This is a genomic window from Acetobacterium sp. MES1, assembly GCF_002237635.1.
Classification (GTDB): Bacteria; Bacillota; Clostridia; order Eubacteriales; family Eubacteriaceae; genus Acetobacterium; species Acetobacterium wieringae.
In genome coordinates, this window is the sequence record NZ_MJUY01000050.1 from 181579 (window position 1) to 196162 (window position 14584).

The 14584-nt window shown below is 44.0% G+C and carries 11 protein-coding genes; 6 read left to right on the top strand and 5 right to left on the bottom strand.

Going from position 1 to position 14584, the window contains the following annotated elements:
* Positions 1-56 precede the first annotated feature (56 nt).
* The 5 genes from BI182_RS14180 (at position 57) to BI182_RS14200 (ending at position 5187) form a co-directional block, all read left to right on the top strand.
* On the top strand, positions 57-1487 hold the full coding sequence (locus BI182_RS14180; RefSeq protein ID WP_286808787.1) for a GBS Bsp-like repeat-containing protein: 1431 nt from the start codon (positions 57-59) through the stop codon (positions 1485-1487).
* Positions 1488-1945: 458 nt separating this feature from the next.
* Positions 1946-2668 (top strand): ABC transporter ATP-binding protein, encoded by a 723-nt coding sequence (locus tag BI182_RS14185; RefSeq protein WP_286808788.1) that lies wholly within the window; start codon positions 1946-1948, stop codon positions 2666-2668.
* The gene (locus BI182_RS14190) at positions 2665-3405 is read left to right on the top strand and encodes an ABC transporter permease (RefSeq protein ID WP_286808789.1); all 741 of its coding nucleotides are present in this window, start codon (positions 2665-2667) and stop codon (positions 3403-3405) included. Before BI182_RS14185 ends, BI182_RS14190 begins: the two co-directional genes overlap by 4 nt.
* 13 nt (positions 3406-3418) lie before the next feature.
* Positions 3419-4264, top strand: coding sequence for a MerR family transcriptional regulator (locus BI182_RS14195; protein WP_286808791.1), 846 nt, complete (start codon positions 3419-3421; stop codon positions 4262-4264).
* Between the two features lie 104 nt (positions 4265-4368).
* The gene (locus BI182_RS14200) at positions 4369-5187 is read left to right on the top strand and encodes an EcsC family protein (protein WP_286808793.1); all 819 of its coding nucleotides are present in this window, start codon (positions 4369-4371) and stop codon (positions 5185-5187) included.
* A 27-nt stretch (positions 5188-5214) separates the two neighbouring features.
* Here BI182_RS14200 and BI182_RS14205 read toward each other — a convergent pair whose 3' ends face one another.
* The 3 genes from BI182_RS14205 to BI182_RS14215 all read right to left on the bottom strand — a co-directional run bounded on the left by BI182_RS14205 (position 5215) and on the right by BI182_RS14215 (position 11713).
* Positions 5215-7017 carry a DUF4153 domain-containing protein gene (locus BI182_RS14205; protein ID WP_286808795.1) on the bottom strand — a complete coding sequence of 601 codons (1803 nt, stop codon included), beginning with the start codon at positions 7015-7017 and terminating at the stop codon, positions 5215-5217.
* 208 nt (positions 7018-7225) lie between these two features.
* On the bottom strand, positions 7226-9310 hold the full coding sequence (locus BI182_RS14210; protein WP_286808797.1) for a bifunctional diguanylate cyclase/phosphodiesterase: 2085 nt from the start codon (positions 9308-9310) through the stop codon (positions 7226-7228).
* A 381-nt stretch (positions 9311-9691) separates the two neighbouring features.
* Positions 9692-11713 (bottom strand): S8 family serine peptidase, encoded by a 2022-nt coding sequence (locus BI182_RS14215; RefSeq protein ID WP_286808799.1) that lies wholly within the window; start codon positions 11711-11713, stop codon positions 9692-9694.
* A 407-nt stretch (positions 11714-12120) separates the two neighbouring features.
* Here BI182_RS14215 and BI182_RS14220 point away from each other — a divergent pair, with 407 nt between their 5' ends.
* Positions 12121-12600 (top strand): YbaK/EbsC family protein, encoded by a 480-nt coding sequence (locus BI182_RS14220; RefSeq protein WP_286808800.1) that lies wholly within the window; start codon positions 12121-12123, stop codon positions 12598-12600.
* A 91-nt stretch (positions 12601-12691) separates the two neighbouring features.
* Here the strand turns inward: BI182_RS14220 and BI182_RS14225 are convergent, their stop codons facing one another.
* Together BI182_RS14225 and BI182_RS14230 are read right to left on the bottom strand one after the other, a co-directional pair.
* On the bottom strand, positions 12692-13480 hold the full coding sequence (locus BI182_RS14225) for a GIDE domain-containing protein (protein ID WP_286808802.1): 789 nt from the start codon (positions 13478-13480) through the stop codon (positions 12692-12694).
* 4 nt (positions 13481-13484) lie between these two features.
* The gene (locus BI182_RS14230) at positions 13485-14153 is read right to left on the bottom strand and encodes a PspA/IM30 family protein (RefSeq protein WP_070371271.1); all 669 of its coding nucleotides are present in this window, start codon (positions 14151-14153) and stop codon (positions 13485-13487) included.
* Between the last annotated feature and the right edge of the window lie 431 nt (positions 14154-14584).

The window sequence follows — 14584 nt, forward strand, 5'->3', positions numbered from 1 at the left end:
CATACATTATCGATGCGAAATTTATATTAATACAGAGATATGGGAGGATACTGGAAATGAAGTTTTATCGTGGCGTCTTTATTTGTTTTGTTCTAATGATAGTTCTGGGTATTTACCCGGTTGCTGTGTTGGCAGAAGAAAGCAATAATAGCGGAACAGTGGTTACGACCATCGATGCCCAACCATTTGTTGAAACCCGGGAAATGCTCCCCGGTGATGTGGCTGCCGATCCCGGTTGGCCGGATGAAGCCTACCTGAATGATGGCATAAATAGTTCGTCGGTATTCTCACCTCGACTCAGTGCACCTGCTTCAGATAATGATTATTACTTTTCCAAAAATATATTTTATCTGGCTGGCTATGGGATGCCAAACTGTACCGCATACGCCTGGGGCCGGGCCTACGAAATTTTGGGCAGCAAACCGAATTTAAGCAATGGTAACGCCAATGAGTTTTGGGATTACAACCTCAGAAGCGGTGCCTACCCTTATGGCTCCACCCCTAAAGTCGGCGCCATTCTTTGCTGGGACGGCAGTTCCTGCGGTCATGTTGCGGTTGTCGAAAAAATTGAAGGAAATAAGGTGACTGTTTCAGAGTCGTCTTGGAGTGGTTCTTACTTTTATACTACCACTTTTACTGCTGGTACAGAAAATGCAGTTTCTGTTGGCGGCTTCCAGGGATATATTTATCTTGGTGACTTTGAACCTGAACCGGACCGTGATACCACCCCCCCGACAATTGCCAATGCCCAGATAACCGAGCTCAACGATGAAGGCTTCACTATAACCTGTCAGGTTTCTGATGCGGATTCTGGTATTGCATCCGTCCTTTTCCCCACCTGGACTGATGCCAACGGACAGGATGACCTGGTCTGGCACCGGGCCAGCATTAGCGGCAACACCGCATCTTATCGGGTTTCATACAACCAGCACAATAACGAGCTGGGAACCTATTCCGTACACATTTATGCTTATGATGGTGCGGGAAACACTTCTGCCACAGCCTTAAGTGTTTCTGCACAAAAAAGTATTACCTGTTCCTACCAAACCCATGTCCAGGATTATGGCTGGCAACGCTGGAAAATGAATGGGCAAACCAGTGGTACTTCCGGAGAATCCAAACGCCTGGAAGCCATTGAAATTCAAGTAGATAACAAAGGCTATGATCTGGGCATTGAGTATCGCACCCACATCCAAAATATCGGCTGGCAGGATTGGAAACATGATGGTGAAATCAGTGGTACCTCTAATCAGGGCCTACGCCTGGAAGCCATTGAAGTCCGTTTAACTGGTGCTGATGCTTCCCGCTACGATGTTTATTACCGGGTTCATGCTGAAAATATCGGTTGGTTGGACTGGGCCAAAAATGGTGGTAGCTCCGGTACCGAAGGCTATGGCTATCGTCTGGAAGCAATCGAAGTGATGGTTGTTCCAGCTGGCTCCCCAGCCCCCGGATCAACTATCCGGGCATTTCAAAGTAATCGCTAATTAACTTAAAAGCACCTCAATGCCGAGGTGCTTTTATCTTTTTATCCTAAACCTTATGCGACGTTTATTTTTTGAATTTTTCTTTTAAATCCTCAATGGCTTTTTCGGCAGCTTCCCTGGTCATGCCATATTTTTCCTGAAGTTTATCAACCAACACTTTAGCATTGCCTTTTACCGCTTCCAGATCTTCAGTTGTCAGTTTCTCCCATTTTTCCTGTACATCCTCTTAGATCTGTTCCCATTTTTCTTCAAACGTGTCTTTATTCATTTTTATCCTCCCAAGATAAAGTGTAATTATTTTATTTGCTTATTTACCCGAATAAAAGCAATCTAAACAGCTAAACTGACCCAGTCGTTTTAAATCTTACTACTGAAAAAAACTTAAAAATCACCCTTGACTCTCCCCGTGGAGGAGCATTTATACTTCAACTTGTAGCAAGAAATGATTGGAGGAAGCAATGAAAAACTGTATTGAAGTGAAAAATTTAAACAAATCCTATGGCAATCGGGTTGTGGTAAAAAATTTAAACCTCACTGTCAAAAAAGGTGAGGTGTTTGGTCTTTTAGGGCCCAACGGCGCCGGAAAGTCGACCACCATCGACTGTATCCTGGGACTGAAGTTATTTGAAAACGGCTCGGTTCAGGTTCTGGGGATGGACCCGACAAAAGAACGCAAGCAACTTTTTGAGCGGGTCGGGGTGCAGCTGCAGTCCTCCAGCTATCAGGGCAATATCCGGGTGGGTGAAGTCTGTGAAGAAATCGCCGCCCTTTACCAGTCACCCGCTGATTACCATGACTTATTGGCGCAGTTTAAGCTCGATCACTACCTCAAGCAACCGGTGGCCAAACTCTCCGGCGGCGAAAAACAAAAACTGTCGATACTACTGGCCCTGATCTCCCAACCTGAGGTACTCTTTCTGGATGAGCTCACAACCGGGCTCGACACCGAGGCCCGGCGGGAGGTCTGGCAGGTTTTAACGGCGCTTAAAGAAAAAGGACTGACGTTGTTTCTCACCTCTCATTACATGGACGAGGTGGAGGTGCTCTGTGACCGGATCTGCATCATTAACCGGGGCGAAGCCCTGGTAACCGATACCGTCCCGGAGCTGATTCTAAAAAGCCCATATCAACGACTGGAAGAAGCCTATCTCTGGGTCATGAAGGAGGAAATCGCCATATGAAAAAATTTTTTACCTTACTGAAAATCGAAGGCCGATTATCGCTGCGCTGTATCGACAGCATTTTTTTCGGAGTCTGTATGCCGGTGGGCATTATGATCCTCATCGGTCTGATTGTCGGACAAAACCCCGCTCCCAATGATGCCGGGTACACCCTGATTCAAAGCTCGTTTGGGGCGCTGGTCACGGTGGGAATCTGTGCCACAGCTTTTATGGGCATCCCCCTGACCATCGCCGACTATCGGGACAAGAAAATTCTCAAACATTTTTTTGTGACACCGGTGAGTCCAACTATGTTATTATGGGTTCATGCCGTCATCAACATGCTGCTGTCACTTGTTTCGGCGCTGCTGATTTACGCCGTCGCCCGAACCTTCTTCGGATATGAACTCATTGGCGGAAAGCTCGCATTTTTCGGGTCTTATCTGCTGGTGATGGTGTCGATGTACAGTCTCGGACTGCTCATTGCCAGCCTGTGCCGCACCGTTAAAACCGCCAACATGGTCTGCAGTATTGTCTACTTCCCGATGCTGTTTTTATCCGGAGCCACGATTCCCTTTGAAATTTTTCCCCAACCGCTCCAGAACGTGGCCAGTTTTCTGCCCCTGACCCAGGGTATTGCCCTGCTGAAATCGACCAGTCTGGGACTGGAAACCAACCTGTTTCTTCCCCTGATGGTGTTAGTTGGATCGCTGGTCATGGGCATTATTTTATCCATCCGATTCTTCCGTTGGGAATAAGAAAGGAAAACAAATGAACGAAACCTATCAATGTCAACGCGTTGAAACCGTCTATTATAAGATCGGACTGTTTTCAAAAATCAACCGGGTCACCATCAAAGCGCTGCGCCACTATGACGAAATCGGCCTGCTACCACCGGCGTTTATCGAAGAAGCGACGGGCTACCGTTATTATACCTCGGCCCAGCTCCCCGTCCTTCACCAAATTCTGGCCCTTCGGGATATGGGCTTTACCCTGGACGAAATCAAACAAGTCCAGGGCGGAGTCCCGGAAAAAGAATTACTTCAGAAAAAGCGGCTGGAAATCATCCAAAAAATCGCCGCCGATACCCTGCGTCTCGCCCAGGTGGAATCCTATCTGGCCAAAAAAGATGGGGACACTTGCGACTACCACATTATCTTAAAAGACCTGCCCGAGGTGATTGTGGCATCGATGCGGACGGTGATCCCCAGCTATGACGCCCTGTTTGATGTGATGCCGCCGATGGGGGCCGAAATGGAACGGCTGGGCTGTGTCTGTGCGGTTCCAGAATACTGTTTTAATATCTATCATGATGGCGAATACCGGGATACCGATGTGGATGTGGAAATCTGCGAAGCCGTTACAGAAAAGAAGGCGGATTCGGAAATGCTGACATTCAAGGTCATCAACCGGGTCGAGCATGCCGCCTGTGTCCTTCACAAAGGCCCCTATGAAGGCTTCCCCAAAGCCTACAATGCAATGCTTAAATGGGCCGAGAATAATGGCTATGAAATTATTGACAATCCCCGGGAGTCCTATATCGATGGCATCTGGAACAAGGATTCCGCCGAAGACTGGCTAACCGAAATCCAGTTTCCGGTCAGAAAAATCAGCTGACTTTTTTATTATATTAAGTGCTTGTTTAAGTTCTGATTAAAGAAAATTGATAGAATGATAGGATAAGATAGCGTTTATTAAATCAACTGATTGGAGTTTCAAAAATGAAAAAAGACCTGATCCTATCAAAACAACTGACCATGCTGGAAAAACACGAACAGAAGTTTTTGAATCAGACTGACAGTCCGTTTATGAAATCAAACTTTTCCCCGATGGTCAATAAAATTCAGGATAAAATACCAGCCAAGCTGCAGTCAACCCTGGACACTGCCTTTTACATGGGCTTTCATCTGGTCTTTGAAAAAGGCAGTTCATTAATCGAAAAAATAGTCAATAAAGAAAAAATTGAAATCGAATATGATTTAAATAATTATGCGATTGAAAAATATATGAATCGAAAACATCTGACTAAGTTGGATAAATCGTCAAAGCACTCCAAAACCATCAATGAATCCATTGCTGCCATTGAAGGCGGTGTTCTGGGTTTGTTGGGGATTGGTCTGCCGGATATTCCCCTGTTTCTTGGCGTCATCGTTAAAACCATCAATGAAATCGCCCTGTCCTATGGTTTTCAATACACCACGGAAGAAGAAAAAGCCTACCTGCTTTATCTGATCTGTGCCGCCATGACCAAAGAAGATCTGCGCAAAGCCTACGATCAGAAAGTCGAGGGCTTAGGTCAGGATATCGATACCCACGCCCACATAAGCATTGATCTGGATGCGGTGATGAAGGAGACCTCGGATCTTTTATCCAATACCCTGCTGACCGCCAAATTTATTCAAGGATTGCCCATTGTCGGCGTCATCGGTGGGGTGGTCAATCCCCTGATAATCAATAAAATCGGCAAATACGCCCGGATCAAGTATAAAAAACGGTATTTACTTGGCAAAATAAAGACGACACCCCAAACGCAATACTGACTATTTAATAAAATTTTTTACCATTCGTTATTTTATCTGAACCAGCACATAAAAGTCAGCATTATATGTTGTCTCAACTTCTGATTTTTCGATGGCTAAAAAAATCGCTATCATCGAAATTTTCGCCTTATCATTTTCCACTGTAAACATAGCTTCGTCGGCATTCATATAATCTTTACTAACCTGGTAACTGCCACCCTGGGATGTATCAAAATGATCAAACACTTCTTGCATATTGATCCGCATCAGTTCTTGACCATCTGTCTCTGTCAGCACCAACTCCCCAATCCTACCTGTTTTTTCACGAACCAACGTATAGCTTTTTCCATTTGACTCAAAACTACATATCGTTGGATCCATTTTATCATCCTGCATGTAGAAATTTGCCACTACAAAGGTCTGATACCCAGAAATATCAATCGGCGACTGTGGATTCAGATTGAGATAAATTGATTCGTATCGATGTGGGCCTTCCTCATAACGATAAAAACCGAAAGTATCATAAAAATCCTGATAAAGATCAAAATCCTTGCCAAGAAAAGAAATTTCGCTGGTGTATTCCATCATCGCCAGATAGTTGACTGAGTCAGAAATAATTTTTTTATCTGCTTCCGATATTGAAGCGTTCGGGAAAACGGTATCGTCTTGGATCATGCTATTGTCAACCAGCGTTTGGGTCAATCGCCCAACTTGATTGGAACGACTGATCGTAAAAGCATCCACCGGCGGAATAATCGAAAATACTGAGAAGCCGATCAATAGCGCAGCGATGATCCCATTTTTACGAACTGGCATAAAACACATCAGAATCCCGGAAATAGCTGCAAAGACACCAAAAATAATCACATAGTACCGACCATGAGTGATTCCGGTATCCTGAATCCGCAACGCCGAGGCGACAATCTGAAAGATAACGATGGGAACCAGGATTTTAGGAAAAATTTTGCGGTACCATTTTGCAATTATATTTTCCAGATTACTAGCTAAAATATAAATCAATATGACTGCAATGGCGAAACCCACCAGCATCGGTTCCAGGCGATTATCAGTCCAGAAGGCTCCGGTAATATTTCTGGCAATATAAATAACCAGTATCACCGTGTAAACCGTCAAAAGCGGGATTATGATATAAGAAATCAGCACCTCCAAAAATCTCGGACACTGACAGGATCGTGCCAGCTTTTCCCGGTTATACTCCAATTGCTCCGGTGACCGGTTTTTGTCCGAAACCCCTGGATAGATGGGGATCAACGACAGAAAATAAATAGGAGCAAACAATATTCCAACGATGTTTAAGGTATGCAGATAGGCATTTTCCGAAACCCGAAACAACAGTAAATCGATGGCGGTGATAATCAGGGTAATCCCTGCAAACAGCACTCCTGAAAAAAGCAAGGCATTAAAGAAGGCTTTAAAGGTCGCCATAAAGCTTTGGTTAAAGCTGATCTCGCTTTTAATTGCCGGAACCCAGATATATGCCATCAACAAGGCAAAAAGTGCAACCGATGTGCGAATCCAGGTTTCCATACTGGTACTGGTATCCTGTCTGACGATCAGAAAATAACCCAGGGTCAATAGCAGACCTAAACCCATTGCGGCCAGCCGGTAACTTATTTTATCAAAAAAACGCTCCCAGACCGCCTGGAGGGTAAACCCCAGAAAGGCACCAACTAAACAGGTCAATAAATACCGGGTATAGTCGGCGTCCTGCTCAATCGCCATGGTGTTAACCACCGCCGCTGCCACCAGAAAAACAACCGTCACCGGATAGCGGGATAATGCCGCAACCAAACCACCTAATTTTTCTTTGATTTTATCTATCAGTTTCATCTCTGCTCCTAATCTAAACTTACCCGACAAATCCAAAAGACCATTCGCCCGATCGACGATAATGATATTTTTTATATACCCTTCCCGGACAGATATACTTAATAAATCCGGTACCTTTTCATAAACGCCTTTTTAACATTTTTTTCTGATTGATTTTTTGCTTAAAAAAAGTTCAATTGTTTGCTTCCAATTGAACTTATTAGCTTGTTCACTCGTTTATTTTAAATAATTCCGTCAGAGGCACCGGGCGCTTGAAATAATACCCCTGAAATTCTTTGGGTTCAAAGGTCTTGATGATTTCAAACTGTTCCCGTATATCCCGGCTGGCAAAATGCTGACCGGAAAAATTGATGGCAACCGGGATTTCTCTGTTTACCAGATTATACTCGACAATGGACTGACAAACCCGCTCGATTACATAAAAACCGATGTTGATAATTTGACCGGACTGTTCGGCAATCTCAATGAAATAGCCCGGCGATTTAAGTGAGCCATCCTTTTGCTGCCAACGGATCAATGCCTCCAGTCCCAACATCGTCGTACCATCATTGGCATATTTGGGTTGATAATAAAGCACAAATTCTCTGGCTTCCAGTGCCGTTTCAATTTCATTTTTAATGGCATTTTCATGAAGGATTTTATCCATAATTGATTGATCGTAGTGCGAAACATTAATCAGAACATTATTGATCACCGGGGTAATTGCCAGTCGGCTCATTTGTAGCAGTTCTGAGTAGGACTCGGTCTGTAACGGGTAGTAGGCGATGCCGATTTTGTATTTTATAATGACCGTAAACAGGTCTAACACCAGGGGCTTATCAAAGAAATTGATCATCTGGCAAATTAACTGTGATTCTTCTTTGTGAATACCTTCCGTAGCAATTAAAAAGTCATTATTACTGGACAAACCGATCAGATCCCGCTCTTTGGTAATGCCTTCTAGAAATTCAGCAATGCTTCTGAGAATAGCGGCGTAAATTTCCTTGCCGTGACTATATGTCAACTCATTGAGATTGGTAATGGTTAAATTGATAATGGTAATGTCCTGATCTTTTAAAAAATTTGTTTCCAGCAGCGTATTAAACCGGATTTCATTGAGAACACCGGTTAACTGGTTGTAATCCAGCAGATATGAAATTTTTTGATTGGCATTCATCAATAAACTGACATTCCGGGTCAACTCGTCCTGACTGATCTGCAGCTTCTCACTTTTTTGCTCCAGTTCCATTTTTCGGCGATATAATTCTCCATTGGCGTTTGCCAAAGCCAGGTGGGACTTTTTTCGAATAGTCATGATGATCAGCAGTGCAGAAATAATGACAGCCATCAGGATCATGATAAAGCTGATCAGAATCACCTGATTCAAGGTCAAAACGTAATTGCTCTGCGGTTTATTAATAATGATATTATTGGGTGGCAGACGCTCCTCGGGGAGATTAAACGCCTTCATGCCATAATAATTAAAAATTTTCTGTTGCACCGGTTCTTTTATAATCGGTATAGATTCAATGGAACGACCTGCCGATAATGCCAGGATATCTTCACCAATAATACGCCCGTGCTCATAGGGAGATACCACAAATCCACCAATCACCTGGTTGGTGATTGATGTTGAGACACCGCAAAAAGTTGGCAAGTTCGAATTTGCCGACAACATATTGGTGTACTGATCGTGATTCAACACCCCGAATGAACCTGCCGTATATAGGGCTGTGGATGCTTTGTCATAACCGGCTATTTCTTCCAATTGCTGGTCATAATCCTCTATTTTTATGAGATGTAAGTTGAAGCTACGCTGATCATCCGCCAGATTATCGTAAGCCGCCACCATTTGTTCATAGGTGCCCCGGGTCGTTGTGGTATCTGCTCCACAAATCAATAGATCCTTTATTTGCGGCATGGCAGTACCCAACCACACAAAAAACGCTTCATAGTCGACATTCTGAAGGATACCCTTAATGTCATTAAAGGGTAGCTCAAGCGGCAGCCCCCCGTTTACTCCAGCAAATAAAACTGGAACGTCAGGAAAATATTCATCCTTTAATGATAAGATCAATTCAAAGGCCGTATTATCGGTAACTACAATGGCGGCGATGTCTTTGGTTGCGTAATGTTTAATTTTTTCAATGGTGTTTTGATCCAGGGGAGTATCCCGATAGGCATCCAGATACTCCGTGTAGATAGTGTAATTGGTATCTGAAAGGTTCTCGGTAATGCCTTGATGAAGCGCATCAGTCCAGGAAAATCCCTGATTGTATGAATGAATAATCAAAATGTTTTCCCGGGAAGTCACATCATCACCACCTGTGGCGTAAACACCTGAAAGAATCACCCCCGAAAAAAAAAACGAGAAGAATCATCATTGCTAACGCTCTTTTACAGACCAGCCAACCCCGCTGCGAATAGTGTCCCTGTTTCATTTATGCCCTCCGTTATTATCCACCACTGATAATAGAATTCTCGTATTAGTTTTTATACCCATTCTAATCTTCAATAAATGCAAACTTACCTGACAACGCATCTGAAAAACGATAAATTTTTAGAGTTATTTCGTTTTGCGATCAGTAATACACCTTTTGTAGCAATAATAAAACCCGATTACAGCTTTTCTTCCCTGTAATCAGGTTTGTCTTCTTTCTGAGCCCAGCCTAAGCGGGCTCAAAAATTTTATTCGTCACTTTTCAATATAGGGGTTAACCGTTGAACCGGGTGCCGCACTGCCTTTAGGAACAATCTCAATCCGAATGCCCTCCAGTCGATAGCCAAAACCGGCGGTTCCGGCAGGTTGGCCATTACAGGCCCACCCCATCCATCCAACATTCTGGGCATGTACCTGGTAGTATACATCAAAAAGATCAGCATCATTACCGCTTAATTCGATGGCAATGGCTTCCAACCGCAACGATTGCCCTTCGGTTCCGCTTAAAGCGCCATCAGCCACAAAATTCTGCCAGCCAAGGTTCTGGACATGGGTTTTATACTTTACCCCCAGATCATCGTTTTTTGTAATGGTATTGATCTCGATGGCTTCCAGCCGCAGTGACTTCCCTTCGGTTCCGCTGACGGCACCGTCAGCTACTACGCTCTGCCAACCGACATTTTGGACATGGGTGCGGTATTCAATGGTTGGTGCGGCCTTTTCTTTGATTACATAATTGACAATGGATTTTTTAACGGTATTACCCTTTTCGTCCAGCACCTGGACCGACAAGGTGTAGATTCCCGCAGCAGTTGGCGTAAAGACCGCCGTGGCAGTGCTACTATAATCCTGGATGGTAGTGGTTTGACCATTTAATTCATAATAAAATCCATATTGATAATTCCCTTCACCACCGCTGGCAGTCGCAGTTAACGTCAGCTGCGTTCCCAGTGTTTGTCCGGTTGGTTTATCAACCGTAAACGCATCAATCGTCAATGGATTGCTCGGAGTTACCTGCGCCAGGGCAGCATCCAACTGAATCATCCCATAACCATAGTAATCATCTCGGCCTTTGGCCCCAAAATCCAAGGCCGTTTCCTTCAGCAGGGTTTCCACCTGTTGACTTGTCATGGTGTGATCAGCGGCCATTAAAACCGCACAGGCACCGGCGGTGATGGGGCTGGCAAAAGATGTTCCGGAGGATTCCTCATATGCACCATCATGGGTGGTCGAATAAATCTTCTGACCTGGGGCACATAGATCAACCAAACTGTTGTGTTGAGAAAAGTAGGCAATGTTGTTGGTATTATCGGTAGCTCCCACCGAAATAACATTATTGTAGGATGCCGGTACTGCCAGCTCGCCGCTGTAATTGGCGTTACTGCCTTCATTTCCGGCCGCTGCAACCAGCACCTTTCCGGCGTTGGCGGCATTTTCCACGGCTGTCCGCAAAGCTGCTGAAACCATATAGCCGCCGAAGCTCATATTAATTACTTTTACATCCGTTCGGGCCGCCGCTTCATACAAGGCGGCGCAAATATAGCCGACATCCAGATTCTTGTCGCCATCCGACAAGCCGCCGACCCGATAGGGCGCTACCTTGATATTGGCTGTTCCGGTGATTCCGGCCATGCCGATACCATTATTTGCCACTGCCGCCACACAACCCGAAACCAGGGTGCCATGCCCCGATAAATCCACCATCTCAGTGGTTCCTTCGACATAATCATAACCCGTTACCACATTATCAGCAAGATCCGGATGCTGAGTATTTAAACCAGTATCAATAACCGCCACCACCACGGTTTCTGAATTATCGACCTTGTTCCAGGTTTCATCGGCACCAACCCGTTCGAACTGCCAGGCCTTCGACAAATCGGGATCATTCGGTAGTGCTGAAGTTTGGAGATGCGAATTTTTTTCGGCTACCAGCACATTGGGGTTTTCTGATAATTGGGCGACCAGAGCATCGACATCCGCCGAGTCGGCCACTTCGATAAGATCCACCTGAGCATTTAAAGACTCACCACCCTTAATATCCTGAGTGGTCAGGCCAAGACTGCCAATGGTGGACTGGTTTTTATAAATAACAATAATTTGATCTGTGATGTCTGAACTGGCATCAAGATTTGCGACCTCATCCAAACTTTGAATAACCATGGTCTGACCTTCAGCAAGAACCCCCAGGGGACAGGAGCCACCGACTAAAACCATAACCAGCAGCAAGACCAGCGCCTTTTTAAATCTCATCAACGTTACCTCAATTGCTTTCTCCATATTTTTTACCTGACTAACACGATTATAAGCGTTCCTGACAATTTTTTAATGTTTGCCGAAAAACCCTTTTCAGGAATTTTTATTGTTACTGGAATTATAACCGTAACGGGGGCTTTTATCAATCGATAGTTATCTTTATCCTTTATGCATGTTTGATATTTCTTAATAATTTCTGAATTCCAAGTTTCACTAAAGGTTTAAGGGGTATCATTCATTTAAGAGATAAACATCTCCCCTTTTTCTTTTCATTCCTAATATAAAAAAAGCAGCGCATCCATTCGGGATCACTGCTTTTTTTGTTGTGTTTTTCCGATTTATTCATTGATCAACCTGTCATTTGTTCTTTAAAATATGTTAAAATAAATTGATTGTAACCAAAACCTCAGCAAGAAAAGGAGCTAAGCAAAATGGCAATAGAAAAAGTACGAGACTATTTTAGTCAGTGGAATTTGGACACTCGAATTCAGGAATTTGAGACGTCTTCGGCAACCGTGGAACTGGCCGCTCAAGCGTTAGGATGTGCGCCAGAGCGGATCGCCAAAACCTTATCGTTTAAATTGGAGGAGAAATGTGTGCTGGTCGTGACCGCAGGCGATGCAAAAATCGATAATGCTAAATTCAAAGCTCATTTTAAAACCAAGGCTAAAATGCTTTCTCCAGACGAAGTTGATCGCTACATCGGCCACGGTATCGGCGGCGTCTGCCCCTTCGCCATCAATGATGGTGTGGACGTTTATCTCGATCATTCTCTAAAACGATTCGAAACCGTCTTTCCCGCCTGTGGCAGTAGCAACAGTGCCATCGAATTGACCATTGACGAGTTGGAGAAATATTCAAATAGTGTGGCCTGGTCTGATGTTTGTAAAAACTGGCAGCTTCAGGCTTAGCAAGATTAAGCTCGGCGTTAACAAAAGCCCCCGATAATGTACATTATCGGGGGCTTTTGTTTTATAATCTGCTGTACCGCTTTGTATTAATCTAAGAGAATAAAAACATCACGGCAATACCGGCAATAACACTGCCGACAGCAATTGCCAAAGCTACAAATTTTTCATTCTTAACATCATCCAGTAATTCTTCTTCTGATTTATACGTTACGTGGGATGGTTTTTTTGTGGTCACCGATCGCCCCACATAAAGCCGGTTGCCCCGCTTATGAATTTCACCCAGGATATACATCGGCTGATTTTCTGGCAGTATTTCTTCAAAAAAGCGATATCCCAAAAAACGGGAGCCCCGGGGATTCGAAAAACTGAAATTAAAATTATCCCTGACCCAGCTGGAATCTGCCGATTCCATCCGGTTGCAGCCGGGCATTAAATCCACATCGGCACCAAAGCTGGCCATATCGATATAAACTTTTTCATCGGAGCTGCTGTCTGAAAGATAAACTTCCACCGGACTCTTTTCGCTGGACAAAGAAGTTTCTACCTTATCGGTAATGGTTCGGGTATTGCCCTTATCATCCCGTTCGGTCCGGGTTTCTTCGTGAACGGAAAATACTTCATTTTCATAATAAGCCACCGGCCGCTGAGAAAATGGCGCCTCTACATCGCCTGATACACTGTGAAGGTGCCCCTTCACCTCACTGTAATGCCGGTAATTCTCATCCAGACTGGATAAGTCCCCGACAATATCCAAAACATCTTTTATGCAGGTCGTCTGTTGAAACTGAATTTCCTGAGCTTTTGTTTTGCTTTTTTTCAAAACAAAAACAGCATAGCAAATCCCTGCAATCATAATCAGTAATCCAATTATAAAAGCCATGGTTCTATTCGATTCCTAATTCAGCTTTTAGTTTGGCCAATTCGTCATCGACGGCAGCATTTTTTTCCAGGGCTTCGAATTCATCTTCCAGACTGGTGTTTTCGCCTGCCATTTCAGTAAATGCCTGGGCTTCTGCTTCTTTGGCATTAACCTTCTGTTCCATTTTATCAAGTTTGGTGAAGGCACTGGTGCTATCGGTGCTGTTTAAAGACGTGCTGACACTTTTCTGCGCATCGGCCATTTTTGAACGGGCGATCAGCATATTCTGTTTCATCCGGGCTTCTTCGAGCTTGGCTTTTAACTGACGCACCTGATCTTTTAACTGACCAACTTGCATACTCATCGAGTCATAAGCTGCCTGAAATTGAACCAGATCCGCATCGACACTGGTTTTTTGAGCCAGCGCTTTTTTGGCCAGTTCTTCATTACCAGCCTTTAATGCGGTTTTTGCTTTGTCGCTCCAGTCTGCTGAAGCTGCTTTAGCCGATTCCAGTTGTTTTAAAGCCTGTTTTTCACTGCCCATCGCTGCGCCCAAAGCCTGGGTGGCACTGTTTACCTGGGCTTCCATATCAATGATAATCTGCTTTACCATTTTTTCTGGATCTTCAGCCTTATCCAGCATGTCGTTTACATTCGCCTTTAACAAGTCACTTAGACGTTCAAAAATTGCCATTTTTTCCTCCTGCTATCTGTTTTTTTGTTTGTGGCATTAAATGCCGAGGTGATTCAATTGTTTCCGACCTTCGCCTGGCTCCAACTGCGCCACCATTTTTAGGTATGTTTATCTTAACAAATCAGGGAAAATAAGTCTATTGCTTTTTTGTATTAAGCGCAAATAAATACCACTTAATTTGCGAAAGCTCATTCATGATCTGTCCACCCGCTTTTGGCCTGTTCATTCGACTATCCATTTGCGATTGTCCTCGTCATTTCTGGGTATACTAACTATAATCCGGTTGTTTAAAAATTATAGCATCTGGCCGAATTCACCATTGATCAATCTGATAAAAACGGTTACACTATTAATTAATTTCCTATCGATTTTTTTAAATCATTGAATTCATGGAAGATTACTGCAGCTAATTGCGATACTACAAAACAGCA